The sequence below is a fragment of the Alloactinosynnema sp. L-07 genome (genome assembly GCF_900070365.1).
Lineage (GTDB): Bacteria > Actinomycetota > Actinomycetes > Mycobacteriales > Pseudonocardiaceae > Actinokineospora.
In genome coordinates, this window is the sequence record NZ_LN850107.1 from 2,637,842 (window position 1) to 2,661,406 (window position 23,565).

Annotated in this window: 19 protein-coding genes; 7 read left to right on the plus strand and 12 right to left on the minus strand. The window is 70.6% G+C overall.

The window, feature by feature from the left end:
• Positions 1-2,265: a TOMM precursor leader peptide-binding protein gene (locus BN1701_RS11750; RefSeq protein WP_054048250.1), complete on the minus strand. Its 2,265-nt coding sequence runs from the start codon at positions 2,263-2,265 to the stop codon at positions 1-3.
• Positions 2,265-2,450, minus strand: coding sequence for a hypothetical protein (locus BN1701_RS11755; protein ID WP_054048252.1), 186 nt, complete (start codon positions 2,448-2,450; stop codon positions 2,265-2,267). The genes BN1701_RS11750 and BN1701_RS11755 overlap by 1 nt, the downstream gene beginning before the upstream one ends.
• A 498-nt stretch (positions 2,451-2,948) precedes the next feature.
• On the opposite strand from BN1701_RS11755, the gene BN1701_RS11760 reads away from it, so the two are divergent.
• From BN1701_RS11760 to BN1701_RS11770, 3 genes are all read left to right on the plus strand, one after another.
• Complete coding sequence (locus BN1701_RS11760; protein ID WP_054048254.1) at positions 2,949-3,464, plus strand: hypothetical protein; 516 nt, start codon at positions 2,949-2,951, stop codon at positions 3,462-3,464.
• Positions 3,461-4,048, plus strand: a complete 588-nt coding sequence (locus tag BN1701_RS11765; RefSeq protein WP_054048256.1) for a hypothetical protein — start codon at positions 3,461-3,463, stop codon at positions 4,046-4,048. Before BN1701_RS11760 ends, BN1701_RS11765 begins: the two co-directional genes overlap by 4 nt.
• A gap of 178 nt (positions 4,049-4,226) precedes the next feature.
• Positions 4,227-5,003: a helix-turn-helix domain-containing protein gene (locus BN1701_RS11770; protein ID WP_054048258.1), complete on the plus strand. Its 777-nt coding sequence runs from the start codon at positions 4,227-4,229 to the stop codon at positions 5,001-5,003.
• A gap of 118 nt (positions 5,004-5,121) precedes the next feature.
• Here the strand turns inward: BN1701_RS11770 and BN1701_RS11775 are convergent, their stop codons facing one another.
• Together BN1701_RS11775 and BN1701_RS11780 are read right to left on the minus strand one after the other, a co-directional pair.
• Positions 5,122-5,958 (minus strand): helix-turn-helix domain-containing protein, encoded by an 837-nt coding sequence (locus BN1701_RS11775; RefSeq protein ID WP_197672082.1) that lies wholly within the window; start codon positions 5,956-5,958, stop codon positions 5,122-5,124.
• Positions 5,959-6,249: 291 nt separating this feature from the next.
• A complete protein-coding gene (locus BN1701_RS11780) occupies positions 6,250-9,060 on the minus strand; it encodes a LuxR family transcriptional regulator (RefSeq protein WP_082859796.1) in 2,811 nt (936 codons plus the stop codon).
• Between the two features lie 154 nt (positions 9,061-9,214).
• Between BN1701_RS11780 and BN1701_RS11785 the strand changes: the two genes are divergently transcribed.
• Genes BN1701_RS11785 through BN1701_RS11795 form a run of 3 tightly spaced genes read left to right on the plus strand, consistent with a single transcriptional unit; the run spans position 9,215 to position 12,140 of the window.
• Positions 9,215-10,288: an ABC transporter substrate-binding protein gene (locus BN1701_RS11785; protein WP_082859797.1), complete on the plus strand. Its 1,074-nt coding sequence runs from the start codon at positions 9,215-9,217 to the stop codon at positions 10,286-10,288.
• A gap of 2 nt (positions 10,289-10,290) precedes the next feature.
• Positions 10,291-11,364 carry an iron ABC transporter permease gene (locus BN1701_RS11790; RefSeq protein ID WP_054048263.1) on the plus strand — a complete coding sequence of 358 codons (1,074 nt, stop codon included), beginning with the start codon at positions 10,291-10,293 and terminating at the stop codon, positions 11,362-11,364.
• Entirely contained in the window at positions 11,361-12,140 is a 780-nt protein-coding gene (locus BN1701_RS11795; protein ID WP_054048265.1) for an ABC transporter ATP-binding protein, read from the plus strand. Before BN1701_RS11790 ends, BN1701_RS11795 begins: the two co-directional genes overlap by 4 nt.
• On the opposite strand, the gene BN1701_RS11800 is transcribed toward BN1701_RS11795, so the two are convergent.
• The 5 genes from BN1701_RS11800 to BN1701_RS11820 form a co-directional block, all read right to left on the minus strand.
• Positions 12,130-13,086 carry an L-tyrosine/L-tryptophan isonitrile synthase family protein gene (locus BN1701_RS11800; protein ID WP_082859798.1) on the minus strand — a complete coding sequence of 319 codons (957 nt, stop codon included), beginning with the start codon at positions 13,084-13,086 and terminating at the stop codon, positions 12,130-12,132. The two genes, BN1701_RS11795 and BN1701_RS11800, sit on opposite strands and share 11 nt — an antisense overlap.
• 83 nt (positions 13,087-13,169) lie before the next feature.
• Positions 13,170-14,399, minus strand: coding sequence for a cytochrome P450 (locus BN1701_RS11805; protein WP_054048269.1), 1,230 nt, complete (start codon positions 14,397-14,399; stop codon positions 13,170-13,172).
• A gap of 14 nt (positions 14,400-14,413) precedes the next feature.
• The gene (gene asnB / locus BN1701_RS11810; protein WP_054048271.1) at positions 14,414-16,240 is read right to left on the minus strand and encodes an asparagine synthase (glutamine-hydrolyzing); all 1,827 of its coding nucleotides are present in this window, start codon (positions 16,238-16,240) and stop codon (positions 14,414-14,416) included.
• A 38-nt stretch (positions 16,241-16,278) separates the two neighbouring features.
• Positions 16,279-17,607, minus strand: a complete 1,329-nt coding sequence (locus BN1701_RS11815; RefSeq protein ID WP_054048273.1) for an MFS transporter — start codon at positions 17,605-17,607, stop codon at positions 16,279-16,281.
• A 91-nt stretch (positions 17,608-17,698) separates the two neighbouring features.
• Positions 17,699-18,427 (minus strand): zf-HC2 domain-containing protein, encoded by a 729-nt coding sequence (locus BN1701_RS11820; RefSeq protein WP_054048275.1) that lies wholly within the window; start codon positions 18,425-18,427, stop codon positions 17,699-17,701.
• Between the two features lie 63 nt (positions 18,428-18,490).
• Here BN1701_RS11820 and BN1701_RS11825 point away from each other — a divergent pair, with 63 nt between their 5' ends.
• On the plus strand, positions 18,491-19,069 hold the full coding sequence (locus BN1701_RS11825; protein WP_054048278.1) for a sigma-70 family RNA polymerase sigma factor: 579 nt from the start codon (positions 18,491-18,493) through the stop codon (positions 19,067-19,069).
• Positions 19,070-19,104: 35 nt separating this feature from the next.
• Here the strand turns inward: BN1701_RS11825 and BN1701_RS11830 are convergent, their stop codons facing one another.
• From BN1701_RS11830 to BN1701_RS11840, 3 genes are read right to left on the minus strand one after another with little or no spacing between them, the layout of a single operon-like run.
• Positions 19,105-20,232, minus strand: coding sequence for a VWA domain-containing protein (locus tag BN1701_RS11830; protein ID WP_054048280.1), 1,128 nt, complete (start codon positions 20,230-20,232; stop codon positions 19,105-19,107).
• A complete protein-coding gene (locus tag BN1701_RS11835) occupies positions 20,229-22,397 on the minus strand; it encodes a DUF5682 family protein (RefSeq protein WP_054048282.1) in 2,169 nt (722 codons plus the stop codon). The genes BN1701_RS11830 and BN1701_RS11835 overlap by 4 nt, the downstream gene beginning before the upstream one ends.
• On the minus strand, positions 22,394-23,479 hold the full coding sequence (locus tag BN1701_RS11840) for an AAA family ATPase (protein ID WP_054048284.1): 1,086 nt from the start codon (positions 23,477-23,479) through the stop codon (positions 22,394-22,396). The genes BN1701_RS11835 and BN1701_RS11840 overlap by 4 nt, the downstream gene beginning before the upstream one ends.
• Positions 23,480-23,565 lie beyond the last annotated feature (86 nt).

The window sequence follows — 23,565 nt, forward strand, 5'->3', positions numbered from 1 at the left end:
TCAAAGGAACATGGGCAGGGGGTTGAGGTCCTCGAACCGGGTAGGCGCGGGCAGCCGACCCATCCGGACCGGCACGTCGTAGAGCCGCCCAGGAGCGAACCGGGACCAGAAGTGCCGCAGGCCGGGAACGATCACCTTGACCACGGGCAGGCCCACGTCAGGCCGGGTCTGGTCCAGGACGAGCACCGACATCCCGCGCGCCTCGATCCGGCCGGTCAGCGCGGTGATGTCATCGAGCAAATCGGTCGACAAGGTGTAGTGGTGGTCCTGCGGCACGGTCGGCCGCACCGACACGTTGGGCCGCAGGTAAGGCTGGTTCGCCACGGTCGCGGTCCGCCACCAGTGCACCGCGTCCGGGTCGTCGCACTGGTGTTTCCCGTCGCCGCGGGTCTCGATCACCGCGGGCATCATCTGGTTCAGCTCGGTCAGCGCCCGGCGCAGCGCGATGCGTGGGTCGAGGTGGGCGCCGAAGCCGAACATGATGTCCTCCTCGGCCTGGTCGACCCGCCGCGACAGCGCGACCATCGTGGGCACGCCCAGGTCCGAGGTCAGGTCCAGGGCCCACACCTCGCGGCCGATCTTGGCGTGCACGCGGCGCAGCTCGGCGACCCAGCGGTCGTCGAACGCGGCCAGGTCCACGCCGGGCTGGCGGGTGCGGTTGTGCCACCAGATCGCCACCGCGTCGCGCTCTATCAGCTCCAGTAGACCCTGCAGGGTCGCGTCCTCCAGGCTGCTGCCCGCGGCGTTGCCGTTGGAGTCGGCCATGATCGGGCCGCTGTCGGGGGCGCCGAAGTAGAGCAGGCTGGTGGGCAGCAGGCGGTGGCGCCGCTCGGTCAGCGACCACACCGGCGTCCAGTCGATCACGGCGTCGGGGTCGAACGGCGGGGGGACGTACTGGAACGCCCCGTGCCCGGCGTTCCAGGCGTGCCGATCGCGGAACTGGCGCTCGTCATAGAGCTGGCAGGCGTTGGGATGGATGGCGAGCTCGCCGAGCGACCGCAGGCTGCCGCGTACCCGCTCCTCGTCGCCGTGGAAGGAGCCGGAGTACCGCTCGACCGCCTCGCACAGGGCACTGACCTCGGCGGCCACCTCGGTGATCCCCTTGCCGCCGTTGGTCATCCGCAGGGTGGCGCGCAGTGTGTCGACGTGGCGGGCGCGGGTGGCGACGTTGGCCCCGGAGCGGAACGAGTTGAAGAAGGCTGGGCCGCGGCGGTCGCGCTTGATCTCCTTGACGATGCCGGTGACCGGGCTGATCAGGTGGCAGTAGCGGTCGCGCATCTGTTCCGGGGTCAGGCTGCGGTGGCCGCCGCCGCCGTCGGAGACCTTGCCGCGCGAGGACAGCTCGATCGGCCTGTTCGACCGGTCACGGATCAGTGCCGGGTCGCCGCAAGCCGGGCACTGTGGGTAGACGGGGACGTCGTGGTGGGTTCCGCGCAGATCGAGGGTGTCGAGTGTCCACACGGTGCGCTGGCCCGGGTACCGCAGCCCCGAGACCCATTTGAGCGCCTCGGCGGCGACCAGGTGCATGGCCAGCGCCGCGGTGGCGGGGGTGGACGCGGCGGGGCTGATCGCGGGGCCCTTGCGGCCCAGCGCGTCCTGCACGCACAGCTCGGCGTTGCGGTGCTTGCGCAGCCGGTCGGCCAGGCAGTGCCAGCAGCCCGCCGCGGCCGGCTCGAACACCGGCCCCAGCCACGTCTTGGTGCCGCCGGGCTTGGCCAGCAGCCATGGCACCCCGGACTGACGGTGCTCGGCGTCGATGCGGGCCAAGATCGGGTTCAGATAGTCGTCGCACACGACGACGGTCAGCGCGCAGGTGTCGGGTTCGTCAGCCACACACAGGCCCGCGCCATTGAGCGCGGACACAGCGGCGGCGATGTCGAGGTTGCCGACGACGCGCAGCCGCACGGTGTCGCGCGCGGTGGCGGACACGGCGGCCGCGGCGTCGAGGCCCGCGGCGTCCCAGTAGGCGAGCGTGCGGGTGTCGGCAGGTTCCTGCTCACGGCGCACGGTGAGCAGGCCTGCCTGTGACAGGCGGGCCAGGACGCTGCCCGCCTCTTGCGGCGTGACATCGGCGGGCAGGCCGCCGAGCACGTCCGCGAGGTTCCTGGTTCCGTCCATAAGGGACGCGACCGAGGCGACTGTCGATCCTTTGAGGACGGTGACTCCGTCCTCCGAGAACAGGTAGACGCCGTGACCCTCGGCGACTTCGGCACGAAGATGCCGCTTGAAGGAGACCAGCGGCTCACTCGTGCCATCGCCAGTCATCAGACGAGAGCCTCGGCAAGGGACCGCGAGGTGAGGCACATCGTCGAGCCCATGGTCATCGAGGTGCGGTCGTCGTCCACCCACTGCTCGAACCTGTCGATCTGCACGGAACGGTCGGTCGGACGGGCGTCGACGCCGAGGGTGGCTAAGAGGGTGATCACGTTCTGCGTGTCGAGCGTGGTCATCTGAACTCCCGTGGAGTGCGTATTTGAAGTCGGGAGGCCAATTTTGAAGTCGACAACGCCGCGCGGCCAGTGTCACTGTCACCGGCCATACGTGTCTTTTTCATACCCCGGGTGGACCTGTTTTCACCAAGTCCGTCGTGGGCCCGTCACTGTCGAACGACGGCACATTCTGCGAGTGTTCTGGGCGTGCTGGCCTCATCGCCGGGAGAAGGTATTTCTCAGCTGAAAGGAGGAAGACGCCGATGCGGGGACACGCTATCGGATCCACGCCGTCAGACCAAATCGGACCGTCGTGGTCGAACACCCAGTACGGCCATCACCACAGGTCACAGCGTCTTCCACGGCCGAAATCCGCTTCGCCCGAACAAACACGGGCAATCTCGGACATGAACTTCCGAATCGACGGTTTCGACGTCGCCGGTATACCGCCGATCCGCCGGGCCGAAAGCCAGTCAGCGCCGCGCGGCCCATCACCGGCCCACCTGCAGGGGAGACGAGATGCCTTCATTCGCCCAACGGATTGACGTCGCCAATGAATTGAGCAAGGAACTGATCGCGGCGGACTTCGGGCCGTATTATGCCACGCCGTGCGGCGTTCTCTCGCCATTGCACAGAACACTGGACGAACGTGCGGGCGTGCTGACCGTGGCACGCGAGGACAACGCGGTGGGCATCGCCGTCGGCGCCTCGCTGACCGGCCGCCACCCGGTGGTGCTCATGGAGAACGCCGGGCTGGGCATGTCGCTGAGCGCCATCGCCTCGCTGGTGGTGCCCTATCGCATCCCGATGCTCTTCGTGGTCAACGTGCGGGTCGTGGCAGGCGAGCACCTCGGCGAGAGCGCGATCCTGCGCAGGCTGACCGTCCCGCTGCTGGTCGGCCTTGGCATGGAGACATTCGAACTGGACCTCGAAGGGGCCTTCGACGAGCAGGTCAACCTGATGGTCGAGGCAGTGCAGGACCAGCGGCGCCCGGCGGCGCTGCTCATCGCGGACAGGGTGGGGGACGAGAAGTGAACAAGACGGCAGCCATCCAAGCGATCATCTCGGCGACGTCGACCGCGCAGCCGGTGGTGTTCACCACCGACGCGACGTGTCGCATCGCGCAAGTCGTCGAGGACCGGCCGAACCACTTCTACCTCACCGCGTCGATCGGCCTGGCGGGCTCGCTGGGCATCGGGATCGCCCTGGAGACCCGGCGGCCCACGGTGATCGTCGACTCCTACAGCAACCTCGTGCGCAACCCGGTCGGCCTCATCACCGCGGGCACCCTGGTCGACCTGCCGCTGATCCACATCGTCCTCGACGACGGCCTCTACGGCTCCGGCCACGCCTCGCCGCCGCCGTCGGACCGGGCCGACGTGCTCGCGCTGGCCCGCGCCTCCGGCTACAGCGACGTCTCGACCACCACCCAGCTCGACAAGTTCAGCAACCTGGTGCGCGGGAAGCTCGCTCACTGCCAGTCCCCCGTGCTCGTGAGAGCGGTGCTCACCCACCCGGATTCCCCCATGCCCTACCCGTCGGACTCCGACCCGGCCATCCACGCGAGCCGATTCCACGCCCATCTGAGCATTCCGGAAAACCGCTCGGCAGCGGCGTGACCAGCGGCTTGTGAATTGCGCACCACCCGAACATGCGTTGTGCACACGACACCCGAGAATCACTCACCCGGGGTCATGACGAAGGCACTTGAAGGACGTTCGAGAACGGCTGGACAATGTTTTTCTCCAGCTGTATCCGGCAAGGGGCAAGGGCTGATTCAGCGAAAGGGAAAACGCAATGGACGAGATGGTCGTGCGAGCCGTCGAACGGGCTATCGACACCATGCGGCGTGGCCTCGCCGATCGACTCACCATCGACGACATGGCCCGATCGGCCATGTTCAGCAAGTTCCACTTCTCCAGGGTCTTCCAGCAGGTCACCGGGGTCTCCCCCGGCCGCTTCCTCTCGGCCATGCGCCTGGAGGAGGCCAAGCGGCTGCTGCTGACCACCTCACTCACCGTCGCCGACATCAGCCACCAGGTCGGCTACAACAGCGTCGGCACGTTCAGCTCGCGGTTCCGCAGCACCGTGGGCCTCTCCCCGATCTCCTACCGCCAGTTGGGCGGGTCGACCGCGGAACTGCCCGCCGACGTCCCAGCGGGTGGCATGAACCGGACCTCCACGGTGCGCGGGCACGTCACGCCGCCGCCGGTGGGCATGGCCGGGCTGGTGTTCATCGGGCTGTTCCCCAGCCGGATGCTGCAGGGTTCGCCGGTGCGGTGCGCGGTGCTCGACCGGCCCGGCCCGTACGCGCTCAACGACGTGCCGGAAGGCACCTGGCACGTGCTCGCCCACTCGGTGCCGCCCGGCGCGGAGGACTCCCTCGACCCGATCCCGTTCATCGGCGCGCACGGCCCGATCACGATCCGCCCCGACATCACCGCACGCATCGCCGACGTGTCGCTGCACCCGATGCGGGTGTTCGACCCGCCCGTGCTCAGCGCGCTGCTCGACGTGCGCTCCGCGGCACTCACCCGCCGCGCCACCGCCACCCAGGTGCGTCGCGCGGTCTAGAAGTTAGTTCACTCATCATCGCGCGCGGTCATCCCAGACCGCGCGCTTTGTTGTGTGCGCTGTCCATGAACGCGACAAAGCCCGGCGGCCTTGGGGCCGCCGGGCTAGGTGTTGTCGATCAGCTGACGGGCGCGGCGATCGGGAGGATCTGGAACAGGGTCACGAACCGCGGGAACAGCGACTCGTCACCGGTGAGGGTGACGTGCCCGGTGTTCAGCGCCTGCTCCGGGGTCATCTCGTTGGCCATCAGCATCTTCAGCGTCGGCCCCGGCTCGACGATCAGGTCGGCACCGGGCAGCGGGCCCGCGCCCGCCCGGAGAACGCCGTCGACGACCTTGGCGTGGATGGTGACCGGGCCCAGCCGCAGCTCGAAGCTCGCGGTGAGGCCCGCGGCGGCCTCGGCCTGGTAGGTCGACCGAAGCGCCATGATCATCGAGTTCTCGGTGATGATGTCCTCCGGCCGCGGGTCCTCCAGCGACAGGGCACCCCACCGGCCAAGCGACATGACGATCTCGTCGAGCGCGCGACCGTACTCGGTCAGCTCGTAGCTCATGTCACCGTCCTTCATCGACTCATCGAGCACGCCGAAGTGCTGCATCTCCCGCAACCGCGAGCACAGCACGTCGATCGACAGCCGGGGGAAGCCCTCGGCCAGCTCGGTGAACGACTTCGGACCGACCAGCAGGTCTCGGATGATCAGCAGCGCCCAGCGCTCGCCGACCATCTCCACGGCCCGCGACAGACCGCAGAACTGCCCATAGGTGCGCCGCGTCATCGACTGCAGCTCGGAGATGATCCCTTCGAGCTGGCTGGACTCCATGGCCTCGAGCACGGCCTCGTCCGGGGCGAGTTCGTCCTGCGGGGGGACCGTGCCTGCCGCGGTCAGCCGGAACCGGTCACTGGCGATGGTCACGCCCTCCCGGTCCACGACCAGCTTCCATTGGTTATCCGTCATAATCCGCATCCAATCTGGGTCGTCCCCGCAAACCGTTGACTTTCCCGTCGCCGCAGGAGTGGCACTCCGTACGATTGTTTCTGCGGTGTGTGTACAGTTCCATCGTGCTGTCGCGTGCGCCGAACCGCATCTCCGCGAATGCGAAACACCCCAGGCGAACACCGCTCATCCTTAAACGGTACCCGGCCTGGGACTATTACGGTGGTGACCGATTACGGCGGCGCCGATGAAAAACACACAAGTGCGGTATGCAGAACTCATGAATGTCGCATTTCCGCGCGAACGGCCGAACTACTCCTGGTCGCTCAGCAGCCTGATCAGCTGAGTCCGCGACCGGATGCCGAGCCGCCGGTAGAGCCGGGTCAAGGTCGCCTCGACGGTCTTCACACTGACGAACAGGCGGTCGGCGATCTCCTTGTTGCTGGCGCCTTCGGCCACCAGCTCAGTGATCCGCGACTCGCCGCTGGTCAGCTGCAGGGCCGTGGCGGCCGTGGCGGCCGGGGCGTCGGAGCCGTCGAGCCGGGAGCGCAGCGTGTCGGTCTGGGTGGCCCACGGGTGGGCCTTCGCGGCGGTGAACACGGCGTGCGCGGTATCCAGGGAGGCTCGGGCGGGAGCGAACCGGCGGCGGTTGCGCTCGACCCTGGCGCGGACCAAGTGGCACTTGCCGGTTTCCAGCGGCTGTCCCAACTCGGTGAACACCGCGGTCGCGCGGTCGAGCAGCTCGATCGCGGCGTCGGAGTCGCCGCGGGCGTGGCGCAGTCCGGCATCGGATCGGTCGAGTCGGGCGCGGACGCCGTCGGTGTGCGGGCGGCCATCGACTTCCTCACGGGTCGACTTGAGGAGCCGCTCGGCCTCGTCGAGTTCGCCGACAAACACGTGCGCGGCGGCGAGGTCGCCGTGCCAGCGCAGGATGGACGGATCGCTCTGGTCGGACTCGGCGATGCGGCGCAGCGCCGCCACCGCGGACGCGGGCTGGCCCGACCGCAGCAGGCCCTGCCCCAGCACGTGCAGGTGTCGCCGGATGAAGACGCCGTCGGACTCCTGCTCGGAGGCGCGGATGCCGCGCTCGGCCAGCGCGATGGCCCGGCCGATGCTGCCGCCCGCCAGTTCCGCCTCCGCCGCGGCGTGCCAGCACGGCCCCGGGCTCATCCGGGCCTCGCTCGCGATCCGCAGCGCGCGGTCGGCGTAGGTCAGCGCGTCCTGGCAGCGCCCAAGCCCGACGGACACCTCAGACAGTGACCGCAACACGTGCACAAGTTCCTCGGCCGCTCCGTGCTCCACCAGGGCGAGCATGTCGAGCAGGTCGGAGCGCGCGTCGTCGAGCCGGTCGTCGAAGATGGCGAAGCGGGTGCCGATGTAGCGCGGGGACATGTGGGTCCAGCCATCGATGTCCGGGGCGGGCAGCGCGAGCGCGGCCCCCAGTGCCGACCAGCTGTCCGGCCGCCCGATGACCCGGAACTGCAGCGCGATCGCGGCGGCGGCCAGCGCCGCGGTGTTGTGGTCGCCGACCGACCGGGCCAGTTCGACGGCGCGCTCGGCGTCGGCGATGGCCTTGTCGGAGTCCGATGCGACCATGGCCGCCCACGACTGCCACAGACAGAGCAGCGCGCGCGACGCCGGGTCGTCCCCAGCGTCGGCGACGGCCGCCGCGAACACCTCTCTCATGCCGCCGAACCCCTGACCGGCCACGTGCAGCAGGGCCATCCGCACCCGCACCCGCAGCAGCGGCCGGGCGTCGGCGGCGTCGAGCAGGGGCTGGGCGGCCCGGCCCGCCTGCTCGGGCAGACCCGCGTTGGCCGCCGCCTCGGTGGCCGAGACCAGCCACTCCAGGCGCTGACCGGCCAGGTCGGCGGGGGCCCGGTCGGCGGCCAGCAGGTACAGCTCGGCGGCCAGATCCCGCGAGCCGCGCCGGATCGCGGTCTCGGCGGCGACCACCAGCGCCCGCGCGACCTGGGCGTCCGGCGCGGCGGAGGCCAGCGCCAGGTGCCGGTCGCGCTGGTCGTCGAAGGTGACCGCCTCGGCCAGCTCGCGGTGCGCCTGGGCGCGGCGTTCGGCGTCGGCCAGGTCCGCGACGATCGACGCGGCGGCGGGCGGGGTGAAGCGGATGTTCTCCTCGTCGGTGACCACCAGCCCGGCCTGCACGGCGTGGCGGATGTCGTGGCGCGCGTCGGCCCGGCCCGCGCGCAGCAGCAGCCGCATGGTCGGCCGCGTCGCCAGCGCGCACAGCAACAAGGTCTGGCGCACCCGGGGCGCAACGGCGGCGAGACGTTCGTGCACCAGCGCGGCCACGCCGGGCGGCAGCGGCGCGGGCGCGCGCAGCCCGGTGCGCTCGGAGAACGCCCCGGCCAGGGTCAGCGCCAGATACGGGTTGCCCTCGGAGTCGGTGTGGATGGCGATGGCCGTGCGGGCAGGCAGGCCGTAGACGTCGAACAGCTCGGCCAGGTCGTCGGCGGTCAGCGGCGGCACGGGCAGGCGCAGCAGCGGTGGCGGCACCAGCAGCGACGGCGCCACCGGCCGGGGATCTGCGCCGTCGCCGTCCTCGGCGAGGTCCACCGGCTCCTGGACCCGACCCGCGACCACCACTCGCACGTCGCTTCCGGGGAGCCTGCGCGCGGCGTAGGCGAGGATGTCGGCGGAGGTCGCGTCGATCCACTGGACGTCATCGATGAGCACCAGGACCGGCGCCTCGGCCGAGGTGGCGAGCAGCAGCGCGTGCCACGCCATGCGCAGCGCCGCCCCCGGCGCGTCGATCCGCTCGCCGCTGAGCATGTCCGCGACCGCGCGCCGCTGTGGGTCCGGCAGGGTGGCCAGTGCCTCGGTGGGGATCTGCGCGAACAGGTCGGCCAGCGCGGTCCCGGGGATCCACCGCTCGTTCTCCGCGCTGGTGGCCCGCAGCACCACCCCGGGCCAGCCGTCGGCGACCTCGTCGAGCAGGGTGGTCTTGCCGATGCCGCTGGGTCCGGTCAGCAGCACGCCACCACCTCCGGCGAGCTGGTCGCGCAAGGCGTTCAACACGCCCGTCCGCCCAACGATGCGCGCGCGACTCCGGCCCTCCACAGCGCAGAGGATAAGACGGAACCGGACAAGCCCGACGTTCGGCATCCCGGATTCCCAGTTGGTAGACCCCACCTCGGCCAATGGCCTATCCGGTTGAGCCGATCATCCGGGGCCGATCGTGGCGGATACCGCTCGGCCCGGAACTTCCGGCGGCGACCGCCCGACTAGAGGACGACTATCTACGCGAACAGGGGTCGATATGCGTTCTCGTGTGCTCAGCGCACTGGTGATCGGGACTGCCGCGGTGGGGCTCGCCGCGTGCTCACCGGCCGTGCAGGAGGCCAAGCAAGACCCGTCCGGCCAGTCCGGGGGGTCCACCGGGTTCCCGGCCACGCTCGACGACTGCGAAGGCCGCAAGACCACCTTCGACGCCGCGCCGCAGCGCATCGTCACGAGCAACGGCTCCAGCCTGGAGCTGCTGTTCTGGCTCGGCGCGGGCGACAAGATCATCGGTACCGGGTTCCCGCCCGCCAAGGGCACGCTGCCGGAGTCGTTCCGGGCCGCTGGCGAGAAGGTGCCCGTCCTTGGCGAGATGGTGATCTCCAAGGAGAAGCTGCTCGGCTCGGGCGCGCAGCTCTACGTCGACACCTTCGCCCACGCGGGCGCGATGGGCGGGATGGGCGGGCCGCCGAGCGAGGAGGAGTTCGCCGCCGCCGACATCAAGCACGTCTACCTCAAGTCGACCGCGTGCGCGGCCAAGGCGTCCGGCCCGCTCACCGACCTGTCCACTGTGGAGACGGACATCAAGCGCATGGGCTCGGTCACCGGGACCGGCGCCAAGGCCGACGAACTCGTGCAGGGCATGCGCACGAAGGTCACCAAGGTGACCGACGCGGTCGCCAAGCTGCCGCAGGACAAGCGCCCATCGTACTTCTTCTTCGACTTCGACGCGGGCACCGAGCAGCCGATCGCGGTGTGCGGCAAGCAGGTCGCCAACGCGGTGATCACGCTGGCGGGGGCCAAGAACCTGTTCGCCGACTGCGACGCCGACTTCAAGCCGGTCGGCTGGGAGCAGGTCGTGTCGGGCAACCCGCAGTGGATCCAGCTCGGCGTCCGCGACAAGGGCGGCAAGCAGGAGAACGACGCCGCGTTCGCCGCGGCGGAGAAGTTCTTGCGCGAGTTCCCAGCCACCGCGGGCCTCGAAGCGGTCAAGCAGGGCAAGTTCGTGCGGGTGAGTTCGGAGGCCACCACGATCGCGGGCGTGCGCAACGCCGACGCCGTCGTGGAGATCGCCAAGACCATCCACCCCGACGTGATCGTCGCCCAGGGCTAGCCGTGGCGGTCGAATCGCTTCCCCTCCAGGACCGCGCGCACCTCCCGGCTGTGCCCAAGGTGCGCGCGGGCCTGGTGGTGGCCGTGCTCGCCGTCGCCCTGGTCGCCGGGCTCGCGCTGGCCACCGCGGTCGGCTCGACCTTCGTCCCGCTCGGCCAGGTGTGGTCGATCGTGGCAGGCCACCTGACCGGTGCCAAGCCGGTACCGGGCACACCCGATCTCATCGTCTGGCAGCTGCGGGTGCCGCGCGCGCTGCTGGCCGCCGTGGTCGGCGCCGGGCTCGGTTTGGTCGGCACCGCGGTGCAGGCGCTGGTCCGCAACCCCTTGGCGGATCCGTACCTGCTGGGCATCTCCTCCGGCGCGTCGCTGGGCGCGGTCGCGGTGATCGTGCTCGGCGGCACGGCGGGCGGCCTGCTCGGGCTGGGCCTGTCCGCGGCGGCGTTCCTCGGCGCGCTCGGGTCGTTCGCGCTGGTCTGGGCGCTGGCCAGGCGCGGTGGCGGCTTCTCCCCGCTGCGCCTGGTGCTCGCGGGCGTCGGCATCGGCCAGTTCCTCGCGGGCATGTGCAGCTATCTGGTGCTGCAGACCGCCGACGAGCAGCAGACCCGGGGCGTGCTCTTCTGGCTGATGGGCAGCCTCAGCGGGGCGAAGTGGTCGATCCTGGCCGTGCCCGCGATCGTCGTGCTCCTGGGTTTTCTGCTGCTGCAGGCGCGCGCCCGCGGGCTCAACGCGCTGCTGATGGGCGACGAGACCGCGGCCGGGCTCGGCATCGACGTGGGCAGGCTGCGCCGCGAGCTGTTCGTGGTCACCAGCGTGCTGACCGGTGTGCTGGTGGCCGTGTCCGGCGCGATCGGGTTCGTCGGGCTGATGGTGCCGCACGTGTGCAGGCTGGTGGTCGGCGGCGACCACCGCAGGCTGCTGCCGATCTCGGCGCTGACCGGCGCGGTGCTGCTGGTGGTGGTCGACATCGTCGCCCGCGTCGCCCTGTCCGACCAGGAACTCCCCATCGGCGTGGTGACCGCCCTCGTCGGCGCGCCGACGCTGCTGTACCTGCTGGACCGACGGCTGGAGCGCGCGTGAGGATCGCCATCGAGAACCTGACCGTCGCCCTGTCCGGGCGCACGGTGGTGTCCGGGGTCGACGTGATCGCCGAGCCCGGCGAGATCGTCGGCGTGGTCGGCCCCAACGGCAGCGGCAAGTCGACCATGCTGCGCACGGTGTACCGCCACCTCAAACCGGCCTCCGGGCAGGTGCTGCTCGACGGGCGCGACCTGCGGGCGATGTCGGCCACCGAGGCCGCCCGCCATGTCGCCGCGCTGCCCCAGGAACGCGGCAGCGACTTCGAACTGTCGGTGCTGGAGGTCGTGGCGATGGGCCGCACACCGTACAAGCGCGCGTTCGCGGGCGACGACGAACGCGACCGCCGGATCATCGCCGACGCGATGGCCCAGGTCGGGGTCACCGAGCTGGCTGGGCGCCCCTTCTCGGCGCTGTCCGGCGGGGAACGGCAGCGGGTGCTGCTGGCCAGGGCGTTCGCGCAGGAGCCCGACGTGCTGGTCCTCGACGAGCCGACCAACCACCTCGACCTACGCCACCAGATCGACCTGCTCGGCCTGCTGCGCCAACACCGCCGCACCACGCTGATCGCCCTGCACGACCTGAACGCCGCGGCGAGCCTGTGCGATCGACTGCACGTGCTGCGCGACGGTCAGGTCGTCGACTCGGGCAAACCGCGCGACGTGCTCACCGTCGACCTGCTCGCCGAGGTGTTCGGCGTGCGGGCCGCGGTGGTCGAGCACCCACTGACCGGCGATCCCCTGATCGCGTTCGACCACCAGGGCCCCGTCAATCAGTGACGCGGAAATGACTCGGCCTGCCGTCCACTGTGACCAGCTCGCCAAGCTCCACGGCGTCCTTGTGGCGCACCAGCCGGGGGGCCTTCCCCGGCTCCTCGACCAGCACCGAATGCCACGGCGTCATCCAGGCGTCCGGGGCGTCGAGCAGGCGGATCCCGAACTTGGCCGCGCCCGCGGGCTGGGGGTGGATCGACAGCCGGACGGAGCGCGGATGGTAGGCCGCGACCAGGTCACCCCACGCCCGGCTGCGGGCGATCACCTCGTAAGATCGAGTGCGGCACTCGCGCTGCAGCGCCGACTTCGAGCCGGTCCAGTGCGCGGTGTCGTCGACCAGGAACCGGGTGATCCCTCGATAGAGCCGCAACGTCGACTCGTCGGTCATGACCTCTTCACGTAACTGCGCGATAGTCGGAGCGTAGGCGACCGTGACCCGGCGCCGCTTCTCGTCGTAACTCAGACCGGGGTAGATGTCTTGCAGATTGAACAAGGACAGCCGAGACAGTTCTTCCTTCGCCATCAGCTCGCGGAGTTCATCCGAGTACGCGTCAACTCGATCATCGGCGACCCCGATGACGTCACCGAAGATGTGTCCGTCCGAGCAGATGACGAGTCGCGCGCCCGGCGCGTATACCGCCTGCACCGACGCGCACAGCTCGTCGAGGAATCGCAGCGACAGGCGTTCCCCCTCGTCTGGCAGGTCGCCCAGCACCTTCGCCGGATTGGGTGACTTGCACGGGAATCCCGGCAGGGTGAACATGACCGGCTCACCGACGGAGACGAAGTCGAGCAGCTGGTTGATCTGTTCGGGGAACGCCGCCGCGGTGTTCGGCGCGTCCGGGTCCGCGGCGCGCCGCACGGGGTACAGAAGCTCCAGGATCGCCGCGCAGGTTTCCAAGTCCGATGTGGACGGCGTGGCGCCTGGGACCGTTGACGGTGACGTGGTCATCTTGGGTGTTCCTCCACTTGGGCAGGTTGGATCGCCACGCCTGCGCGGGACAGCGGGCGTGGTGTGTCGGATCGGCTATCGGGTCAGGTTCGCTCGGTGTAGGTGACGGGCAGTGCGGTGGTGCCGCGGGCCAGGACCGCGCCGACCCACTCGATCTTGTCCTCGGGCACGGCCAGCCGCAGACCGGGCAGCCGGTCGATGAGCGTGCCGATGGCGATCTGCAGTTCGAGCCGGGCGAGCGCGGCGCCAGGACAGAAGTGGATCCCATGGCCGAAGGCCAGGTGCGGGTTCGGGCTGCGGGTGAGGTCGAGCTCGTCGGCGTCGGCGAAGCGGCGCTCGTCGCGGTTGGCCGCGCAGAGCGAGACGATCACCGAGTCGCCCGCCGGGATGGTGGTGCCGTGCAGGTCGGAATCCTCGGTGAAGAACCGCCAGGTGGTCAGCTCGAAGGCGCTGTCGTAGCGCAGCAGCTCGTCGACGGCCAGCGGCAGCAGGGACGGGTCGGCGGCGAGGACAGCCAGCTTCTCCGGGTGCCGGACCAGCGCCATGATCGCGGTGGTGATCTGGTTGGTCACCGGTTCCTGGCCCGCGACAAGCAGTTGGAAGATCATCGAGTCCAGCTCGGCCTGGCTCAGCTCGCCCGCCGCGTGCGCGCCGACGAGCTTGCTCAGCAGGTCGTCACCCGGATTGGCCCGCCGGTTGGCGACGACCTCGGCGATGTAGCCCTGCAGACCGCGCAGCAGGCCCTCGTACTCGGCGCGGCGCGGGTCGGTCGGGCCGACCGGGGCGACGACCTTGCCCCACTCGCGCTTGAAGCGCGAGGCCAGCTCCGGTGGCAGGCCGATGACCTCGGCCAGCGCCTGGAACGGGAACCTGGCGGCGAAGCAGGCCACCAGGTCCATGCTCACCTCCGGGGTCGACGGCATCGCGTCGATCAGCGCGTCGGCCAGTTCCTGCAGCCGCGGGCGCAGCGCCTCGATACGGCGCGGGGCGAATCCGTCGGTCACCAGCTTGCGCATGGACGTGTGCTTCGGCGGGTCCTGGTGCAGCAGATGGACCTGCAGCTGCGAGTGCTGCGGCTCCGGCATGATCGCCGCCCGCTCGCGCCACGTGGCGTTGCCGCGGGAGTGGTTCTTGCCGAGACGGTCGTCGTTGAGGGCTTCGTGCGCCGCGGTGTAACCGGTCACCAGCCACGCCTTGACGCCGCTGGGGAACAGCACCCGGTGCACCGGTCCTTCGTCGCGCATCTTCCGGTACAGCTCATAGGGATCGCGCTTGTACTCGCGCCCGAACATCTCGATGGGCTCGTCGGTCATCGTCGTCCTCCGGCTCAGACGGTCAGTTCAGGCTTGTGGATGTCGAGGAACAGGGCCAGGTCGACGACCCGCTCCAGGCGCAATCGGTGCCCCCACGGCAGTTCCTCCGGCGCGACGTCGAGACAGGCCTTGATCTGCGTCTCGTCCACCAGCGCGCGCACGGAGTCGACAGTGAGCGCGTCCCGCGCCATATCCTGCAGGCCGCGGTTGTAGTCAGGGTGGTGTGTGGCTGGATAGTGGTTCTTCGGCCGGTAGAGCACCGAGTCCGGCGCGATGCCCTGGCCCACCGACCGCAGCAGACTCTTCTCCCGGCCGTCGTGGCTCTTGAGCGCCCACGGGGTCGCGAAGGCGTACTCGACCAGCCGGTGGTCGCAGTACGGGACGCGGACCTCCAAGCCCTGGGCCATGCTCAGGCGGTCCTTGCGGTGCAGCAGCTGGCGCAGCCACCTGGTCATCGACAGGTGCTGCATCTCGCGTTGCCTGCGTTCCAGGAGATCAGTGCTCTCACTTTGCGGCACGGCGGCGATCGCGGTGCGGTAGGTGTCGTCGCGGAACTCGGGGATCCGCAGGACGCCTGCCAGGTCGGGGTTGATCGGCATGGCGGCATCGTCTTTGACGACCAGCAGCCACGGGAAGGTCTGCGCGTCGAGCGCTTCCTTCTTGTGGAACCAGGGATAGCCGCCGAACACCTCGTCAGCCGCCTCGCCGGACAGCGCCACCGTCGAGTGCATGCGGATCCGCCCGAACAGCAGGTAAAGCGACGTGTCCATGTCGCCGACGCCGATCGGCGAGTCCCGGCACTCCACCACCGCGCGGCGGTGGTCGAGGTCGAGCAGCGAGCGCGGGTCGAGCACGACGGTGCTGTGCTCGGTGCCGATGAACTCGCCCGCCTCGGCGGCGAACGGGGTGTCGTGGCCGGTGCGCAGGACGTCGCCGGTGAACTTCTCGGCCTGGTCGGAGTAGTCCACGGCGTAGGAGCGGATCTTGCCGCCCTCGGTGCGGCGCAGCTCGTCGGCGAGGATCGCGGTGATCACGGTCGAGTCGATGCCGCCGGAAAGCAGGCTGCACCGCGGCACATCGGATTCGAGCTGGCCGCGCGCGGCGTCGTTGAGCAGGGCGCGGACGGTCTCGATCGAGGTGTCGAGGTCGTCGGCGTGGGTGCCCGCTTCGAGCTGCCAGTACACGCGTTCGCGGTAGCCGCCGCGGTCGAAGGTCGCCACGACACCGGGCGGCACCTCGCGCACCCCCGCCCAGACCGTCGGGCCGGTGTTGAACAGCAGGCTGTAGGCCTCGCGCAGGCCGTCGGCGTCGATCCGCGGTGAGACCTCCGGGTGGGCGAACAGGGCCTTGGGCTCGGAGCCGAAGACAATGCCCGCGCTCACTTCGGCGTAGAACAGCGGCTTGACGCCGAGCCGGTCCCGCACCAGCACCAGCTTCTCGGCGCGGGCGTCCCAGATGGCGAAGGCGTACATGCCGACCAGGCGGTCGGCCAGCGCCTCACCCCACTGGAGGTAGGCACGCAGCACGACCTCGGTGTCGCTGCGGGTGCGGAAGGTGTGGCCCAGCGATGTCAGTTCGCGGCGCAGGTCATGGTGGTTGTAGACCTCGCCGCTGTAGGTGAGCGCGATGTCCTGTCCGTTGTGGACGGTGGTCATCGGCTGGGCGCCGCCGTCGCGGTCGATCACCGAGAGCCTGCGGTGGCCAAGGGCGACGTGCCGCCCGCACCAGGTGCCCGAGTCGTCCGGTCCACGCTTGGCCATTGTGGACGTCATGGCTTCGATAACGGTGGGATCGGCGCCTGGATCCTGGTCGAAGGACGCCCAGCCGGTTATTCCGCACATGCGGGAACTCCCCTAGGTTCGTTGGTCGGCGGCTGGAGTCAGCGGCCGGATCGTGTGGAGGTCAGCAGAATCAACCCGAGCGCGCCCGCGCCCATGGCGAGGATCAATCCAGCTGGTGTGGACCCGCCTGGCATGGCCCAAGCCGCGGTGGCCAGCGCCGGGCCGACGGTGAAACCGAGACTGCGGGCCACTTGAACGGCCGAACTCGCGGCGCCCATGCGGTCGGGCGCGGTGGCCATCGCCATCACCTGTGATGGCCCGCCGTAGAGACCCATCCCGAGTCCGGCGATCGCCATTCGCCAGGCGATGTCGACCGGAGTCCACTCGGCGCCCGCGAACACCAGCAGCAGAAGGCCCAGTGTCGTGGTGGCCGCGCCGCTGATGGCGACCGGCCGGTGGCCGAAGCGGTCGGCGAGCCTGCCGCCGATCGGCCCGGCCAGCGCCATCGCCAGCGGAAACGCGATGACCGTCAAGCCGGTGCTGGTGGCGCTGACTCCCTCGTCCCGTTGCAGGTGCAGCGCGACGAGGTAGTGCATGGCGGCGAAGGCGGCGGCCAGGCAGAGCACCGCACTGTCCACTCGCCACAGACCGCCCGCGATGGTGCCCGCGACCCGTTTGCCGCTGTCCCGGCGCAGCCAGGCGGCCGTGGCGGGGACCGCGACCAGGGCCAGGAGCAGCCACGCGGGCGAGTCGACGGCGAAGGTCAGCGCGAGCAGCACCGCGGCGACAGCGGATCCGATGAGGCCCGCGTCGACGAACGCGGCGCGACTGGGCGCGGGCAGGCCGCCGCCGCGCGGCGCGATGCGCCAGGCGACCAGCAGACCCACCAGGCAGAACGGGATCTTGACCAGGAAGATGGACTGCCAGCCCCACTGATCAAGCAGCACACCACCGATGGCTGGTCCAAGCACCGCACCTAGCGGGCCGAGGGTGGCGGGCACGCTCATCGCCCGCCCACGCATCTCGGGACGCACGGATTTGGCCGCCAGCACCGGCATCAGGACGAACAACACCGCCGCGGCCGTGCCTTGCACGACACGGGCGGCGATGAGCCAGGTCAGATTGGGCGACAAGGCCGCCAGGCCGCTGGCGCAGGCGAACACCGTCACCGAGGCGAGCACGGCCGACCGCGGGCCCGCGCCGTCGAGCCAGCCGCCCACCGGCAGCAGCAGAGCGACGACGACCAGCTGATACCCCAGCACCGCCCACTGCGCGGCCTGCGGCGAGACCTGTAACTCGTCGCCGATCTTGGCCAGCGCGACCGTGACGATGCTCATGTCGAGCATGGCCACAAAGGACAGAATCCCCGCTACGGCAACCAATCCCCATCGGTCTTGCCGCTCGGGCGTGACTGTCGCCTCGGTCATTTCCCCCCACCTCCCCTCCGCGACCCCACGCTAGCGGTTCTCAGGAGAAGTCATTCACCTATTCGGGTGATACTTGGTTAACTATTCCTAACTATGCAGCACGATGTTTGCTCGCTGGGCGCAGGTGTCCCCTACGCGATCCCTTCTTTTCCCTCTGTGGCGCGGACACCGGGCTCAGGTCGCCATATTCCTCTGGCGTGCCAACGACATCGCCGTGCCCCGGCGTCGGCGAGGCCGCGTCATGACGCACGATCAACAGCAAAACCAGCGCCAGCACCAGAACGCCGTGACTCACCACCCGCGATGTCGGCACCGCGTCCGCGATCAAGTCATAGACCGAATAGCCCAGAAGAACCACGACGAATCCCGCGAGCACCGGGATCAGCCCCGCGGACGCCTTGGGCCGCAGCGCCGCCCACCCCAGCCCCATCCCCAGGGCCAGGTTCCACGCGGTGCTCTCGTTGAACAGGTGGCCCGCGAACGGGCCCGCGTGGCCGTGGTCGACGTGGTAGGAGTTGCCGTCCACCCCGATGATCTGCGCCAGCGCCAACGTGAGCTGGGCGACGGCGACCAGGCCGAGGGCGAAGCGCGGCCACGCCCGCGCACGCTCCGGCGCCGCGGCCAGGATCGCGGCGGTCAGGTCCGGCACGGCGACCGCGGGACGCACCCGCAGCGAGCGTGACAGCTCGACGGCGCTCGCCTGCCACGCCCGGCACGCCGCGCAGCGTTCGAGGTGCTCGTCGACGGCCGCGGCCCCGGCGGGCTCGGCTTCGTTGTCCAGCCGCGCGGACACGGCTTCGCGACACAGGTCACAGTCCACGATTGGATAGTCGCTCGACTGGCTCTCGAAGTTCCCGCGGGTATTTCCGCTACGCTGCGCTTCGTGGGAGTCTCAGGGGGCAACAATCACGACGAACTGACCGAGTGCGCGCTCGCCGCCGGATCGGGCGACCGACGCGCGCTGGAGCGGTTCGTCCGTGCCACGCAGCGTGACGTCTGGCGGTTCTTGGCCCATCTGACGTCAGTGGACCTGGCCGACGACCTCACCCAGGAGACCTATCTGCGGGCCCTGCCGAGCCTGTCGCGGTTCGCCGCGCGCTCGTCGGCGCGAACGTGGCTGTTCTCCATCGCGCGCCGGGTCGCGGTCGACAACATCCGCGCCGCCGTCAGCAGGCCAAGGACCGTCGGCACCGACGATTGGGCGACCTCGGCGGAGAACCGGCACGCGGAACTCCACGACGGCGCCGCCGGGTTCGAGGACCTGGTGGAGATGAACCTGCTGCTCGACGACCTGCCCGCCGACCGCCGCGAGGCGCTGGTGCTCACCCAGGTCCTCGGCCTGTCCTACACCGAGGTCGCCGAGATCTGCGGCTGTCCGATCGGCACGGTCCGCTCGCGCATCGCCCGCGCCCGTGAGGATCTGCTCCGCGCGGGCGGCGCCCGCCGCACCTCGTCCGGCTGACTCAGCTCCAGCCCACCACATCTCATCGGACTGACTCAGCTCCAGCCCAGCACATCGTCGCCGCGCAGCGCGGCGGCCATCACGTCGCCGAACCTGTCCGGTGTGCAGGCGAACGCGGGCACACCCAGTGCCGCGAACGCCGCCGCGTTGTCATGGTCGTATGACGGTGCCCCGGAGTCGGACAGGGCCAGCAGCGCCACCACTCGGACGCCGGACTCGAGGATCGCTCGAATCCGGCTCAACATCTCGTCGCGGTTGCCGCCCTCATAGAGGTCACTGACGAGGACGAGCACGGTGTCGGCGGGCTTGGTGATCAGCCCCTGGCAGTAGGCCAGCGCCCGGTTGATGTCGGTGCCGCCGCCGAGCTGGGTGCCGAACAGCACGTCGACCGGGTCTTCGAGCAGGTCGGACAGGTCGACCACCGAGGTGTCGAACGCGACCAGCGACGTGCGCAGCGCCCGCATGCTGGCCAGCACTGCACCGAACAGGCTCGCGTAGACGACCGACTCGGCCATGGAGCCCGACTGGTCGATGGCGAGGATGACGTCGCGCTGCACGGCCTGGCCGCGGCGGCCGTAGCCGATCAGCTTCTCGGGGACCACGGTCCGCAGTTCCGGGGAGTAGTTGCGCAGGTTGGCCTGCACCGTTCGGCGCCAGTCGATGTCGCCGTGCCGCGGCCTGGCTGTGCGGGCGGCCCGGTCGAGCGCGCCGCGCAGGGCGGACCTGGTCGGCTCGGCGAGCTTGCCCTCCAGTTCGTCGACCACCTTGCGGACGACCTCGCGCGCGGTTTCCTTGGTGCGCTCGGGCATCACGGAGTTCAGCGACAGCAGCGTCCCTACCAAGTGGACATCGGGCTCGACCGCCGACAGCAGCTCGGGTTCGAGCAGCAGCCTGGTGAGCCCGAGGCGGTCGACGGCGTCGCGCTGCATCACCTGGACCACCGAACTCGGGAAGTACGAACGGATGTCGCCCAGCCAGCGCGCGACCCGCGGCGCCGACGCGCCGAGCCCGGCCTGGCGCGGCGCGTCGTCGTTGGTCTCCGACTGGTACAGCGCGCCCAGTACACCGTCCATTTTGGAGTCGTCGCCGTCGAGGGTGACGCCCGTGCCGTCCTCTTCGCCGCCCAGCACGAGCCGCCAGCGGCGCAGTCGCTCGTCGGTCACCGGCCCACCCCCAGCAGCGTGGCCAGCACCGGCAGCGCGGCAACGGCCCGTTCCTCGTCAAGATCGGCACTCGTCTGGGTTCGGGCGGTGCGGCCCGCGGCGCGCTCGCCGATCACCCGGCGCTCCGGGGGCGCGAAGGCACCGAAAGTACGCCGCAGCAAGGGAAGCACCTGGGTGAACTGGTCAACGGCGATCTCGGCGAGCCAGCGGTCGAGGACGCCGAGCAGGGTGTCGTCGTGCACGAGCAGCAGGGCGCCACCGGCGAAGAAACCCTCGATGAACGCGGCGGCGGCCTGCGGGGTGACGCCCGCCGTCAACGCGCGGGCCAGTCGCAGCGCGACCTCGTCGGTGGCGACCCGGTCGGCGTCGTGGAGCAGTCTGGTCACCCGGCCCGCGAGCAGCGGCGGCGCGGTGTCGCGGGCGGCGATGGTGGCCAGCGCGGACAGCCACTGGTCGACGGCGACGTCGCCGAGCAGGCCGGTGGCCTCGTGCACGCCGTCGACCAGCTTGCACAGCTCCTCGGCGGCCTGGTCGTCGATGCCGTGCGCGGCACGCGGCAGACCGGCGCAGACGCGGGTGAGGATCCGTTCGCTGACGGCGGCCAGGGCGGCGGTGTCGGTGCCGCGGACGTCGCCGTAGCGGGCCGCGCGGGCCAGCGGCGGCAGCGCGCCCATCAGGGCGGTCGCGTCGGCGTCGGCGGCGGCGCGGGTGTCGAGGGCGGCCAGTGCCTCGGGCAGCGCGTCGGCGAGGTCGGCGAGCAGGCAGTCCTCGATGGCGCCGGTGATCTCCGGCAGCGTCGACTCGGCGGTCGTCCTGGCCCGCACGACCGAGGTCGCGGCGGCCAGGACCGACGTGCCGTGCACGCCCGCGGCGACGAGGTCGACCTCGAAGCCGGGCTCCCAGCACAGCGCCCATGTCTCGCGGAACGTGCCCTTCGAGCGGCGGGCCGACAGCGCGGGCACGCCCCAGTCGATGCTCAGGATCCGCAGCCGGTGCAGCAGCCGGGACTTCTCGGCGCCGTTCTGGTCGCGCAGGTCGAGGTCGAGTTCGCGTTCGAGGGGGTCGCGCTTGAGCCGCAGCCTGCGGGCCTGGGCGGTCAGATCCGCGGCGACCGGGGCCTGCGGCGTGCCGGGGGGAACCGCGCCGAGCCGCTCGCCCACCACCAGGCGCCGGGTGACCAGGTCGAGTTGGAGTTCGTCGCCGCCACACAGCACGGCCCGCGTCGCCTCGGTGACCTCGGCCAAGCCCGGCACGGCGCGGTCGCGCAGCGCGGCCAGGGTGTCGGCCAGGCGGACGGCCTCGATGACGTGCGCGCTGGACACCGGCAGGTCCTCCTGGCGCAGGACGCGGGCAACGTCGGTGAGCCAGCGGGCGGTGATGTGGTCGGTGGCGGTGAACAGGTGGTGGTACCAGCCGGGCGAGGTGATGCCCGCGCCGTAGCCGCTGGTCGTGGCGAGCCTGCTGTGCGTCCACGGCACCCACGTGCACGCGACCTTGCGCTTCGGCAGTCCTTTGAGGACGCGCTGGTCGTGCGCGGCGGGCGGCAGCGGCTCACGCAGCGCGGGCACGTGCCACGCGCCGCAGACCACCGCGATCCGCTCGAAGCCGTCCTTGCGGGCCTTGCGGATCGTCTGGCGCATGTAGGCCTCGCGCTGCTTCTCGCGCTCGTCGGGCTCGTCGTGGTCCTCACGCAGCGCACCCATCGCCTCGGCGATGACGTCGAACGGCGCCTCGTCGTGCGCGCCGTGCTCGATCACGTCGTCCCACCAGCGCTCGGCGTCGTCGTAGCCCGCGAGTTCGGCGAGCGTGCCCAGCGGGTCCTCCGTGCGCCGCGTGCGTTTGGTATCGGCGGCGAACTGGTGGGCGGCGGGCAGGTCGCAGAAGCGGACCGGGATGCCGTGGGCGGTGGCGTAGCGGATCGCCTGCCACTCGGGGCTGAACACGGCGAACGGCCAGAACGCCGCCCGCGCCGCGTCGTCGACGGCGTAGGCGAGCAGCGCCACCGGCGGCGCCATGGTGTCCTCGGCGGCGAGCGCCACGAGTGCGTCGGCCTCCGGCGGGCCCTCGATCAGCACGATGTCGGGCGCGAGATCGGCCAGCGCCGACACCAGCGCCCTGGCCGACCCGGGCCCGTGGTGGCGGATGCCGAGGACGGAAAGGGTCATCCGGCCAGCTCCCGGCAGGCCCGGTAGAAGTCGGCCCACCCGTCCCGTTCGCGGACCACGGTCTCCAGGTACTCGGTCCAGACGGCGGTGTCGGCGGCCGGGTCCTTCACCACGGCGCCGAGAATCCCGGCGGCCACGTCGTGCGGCCGCAGGACGCCGTCGCCGAAGTGCGCGGCGAGCGCGACACCGCCGGTCAGCACGCTGATCGCCTCGGCCGTGGACAGCGTGCCCGACGGCGACTTCACCGCGATCCGCCCGTCCTCGGTGCGGCCCGCCCGCAGCTCGCGGAACACGGTGACGACCCTGCGGATCTCGGCCAGCCCCGCCCCCTCGGACGGCAGCGAGAGCGACGCCCCGAGGTCGATGACCCGCCTGGTGACGATCTCCACCTCGGCCTCGGCGGTGTCGGGCAGCGGGAGGACGACGGTGTTGAACCGCCTGCGCAGGGCGCTGGAGAGGTCGTTGACGCCTTTGTCGCGGTTGTTGGCGGTGGCGATGACGTTGAACCCGCGCCGGGCCTGCGTCTCGCTGCCCAGTTCGGGGATCGGCAGCGTCTTCTCGGACAGGACGGTGATGAGGCTGTCCTGGACGTCGGCGGGGATCCGGGTCAGCTCCTCGATCCGGGCGAGGCTGCCGTCGCGCATCGCCCGCAGCACCGGGCTCGGCACCAGCGCCTGCTCACTGGGCCCCTCGGCGATGAGCCGCGCGTAGTTCCACCCGTAGCGGATCGCCTCCTCGGCGGTGCCCGCCGTGCCCTGGACGAGCAGCGTCGAGTCGCCGCTGATGGCGGCGGCCAGGTGCTCGGACACCCAGGTCTTGGCGGTGCCGGGCACGCCGAGCAGCAGCAGCGCCCGGTCGGTGGCCAAGGTGGCGATGGCGACCTCGATCAGCCTGCGCGGCCCGATGTACTTGGGCGTGATCTCGGTGCCGTCGGCCAGCGTGGTGCCCATCAGATAGTGCAGCACCGCCCACGGCGACAGCCGCCACGACGGCGGCCGCTCCCGCTCGTCCACCGCCGCCAGCGCGACGAGTTCGTCGGCGTAGGCCTGCTCGGCGTGTGGACGCAACACGGTCTCAGTCACGACTGCTCCAAATCCACGACAACCACTGCTTCGCCAGAGCGCGCGCCCCGATCAATGCTCAGGTTTGAAACGATCATTGAGACTCC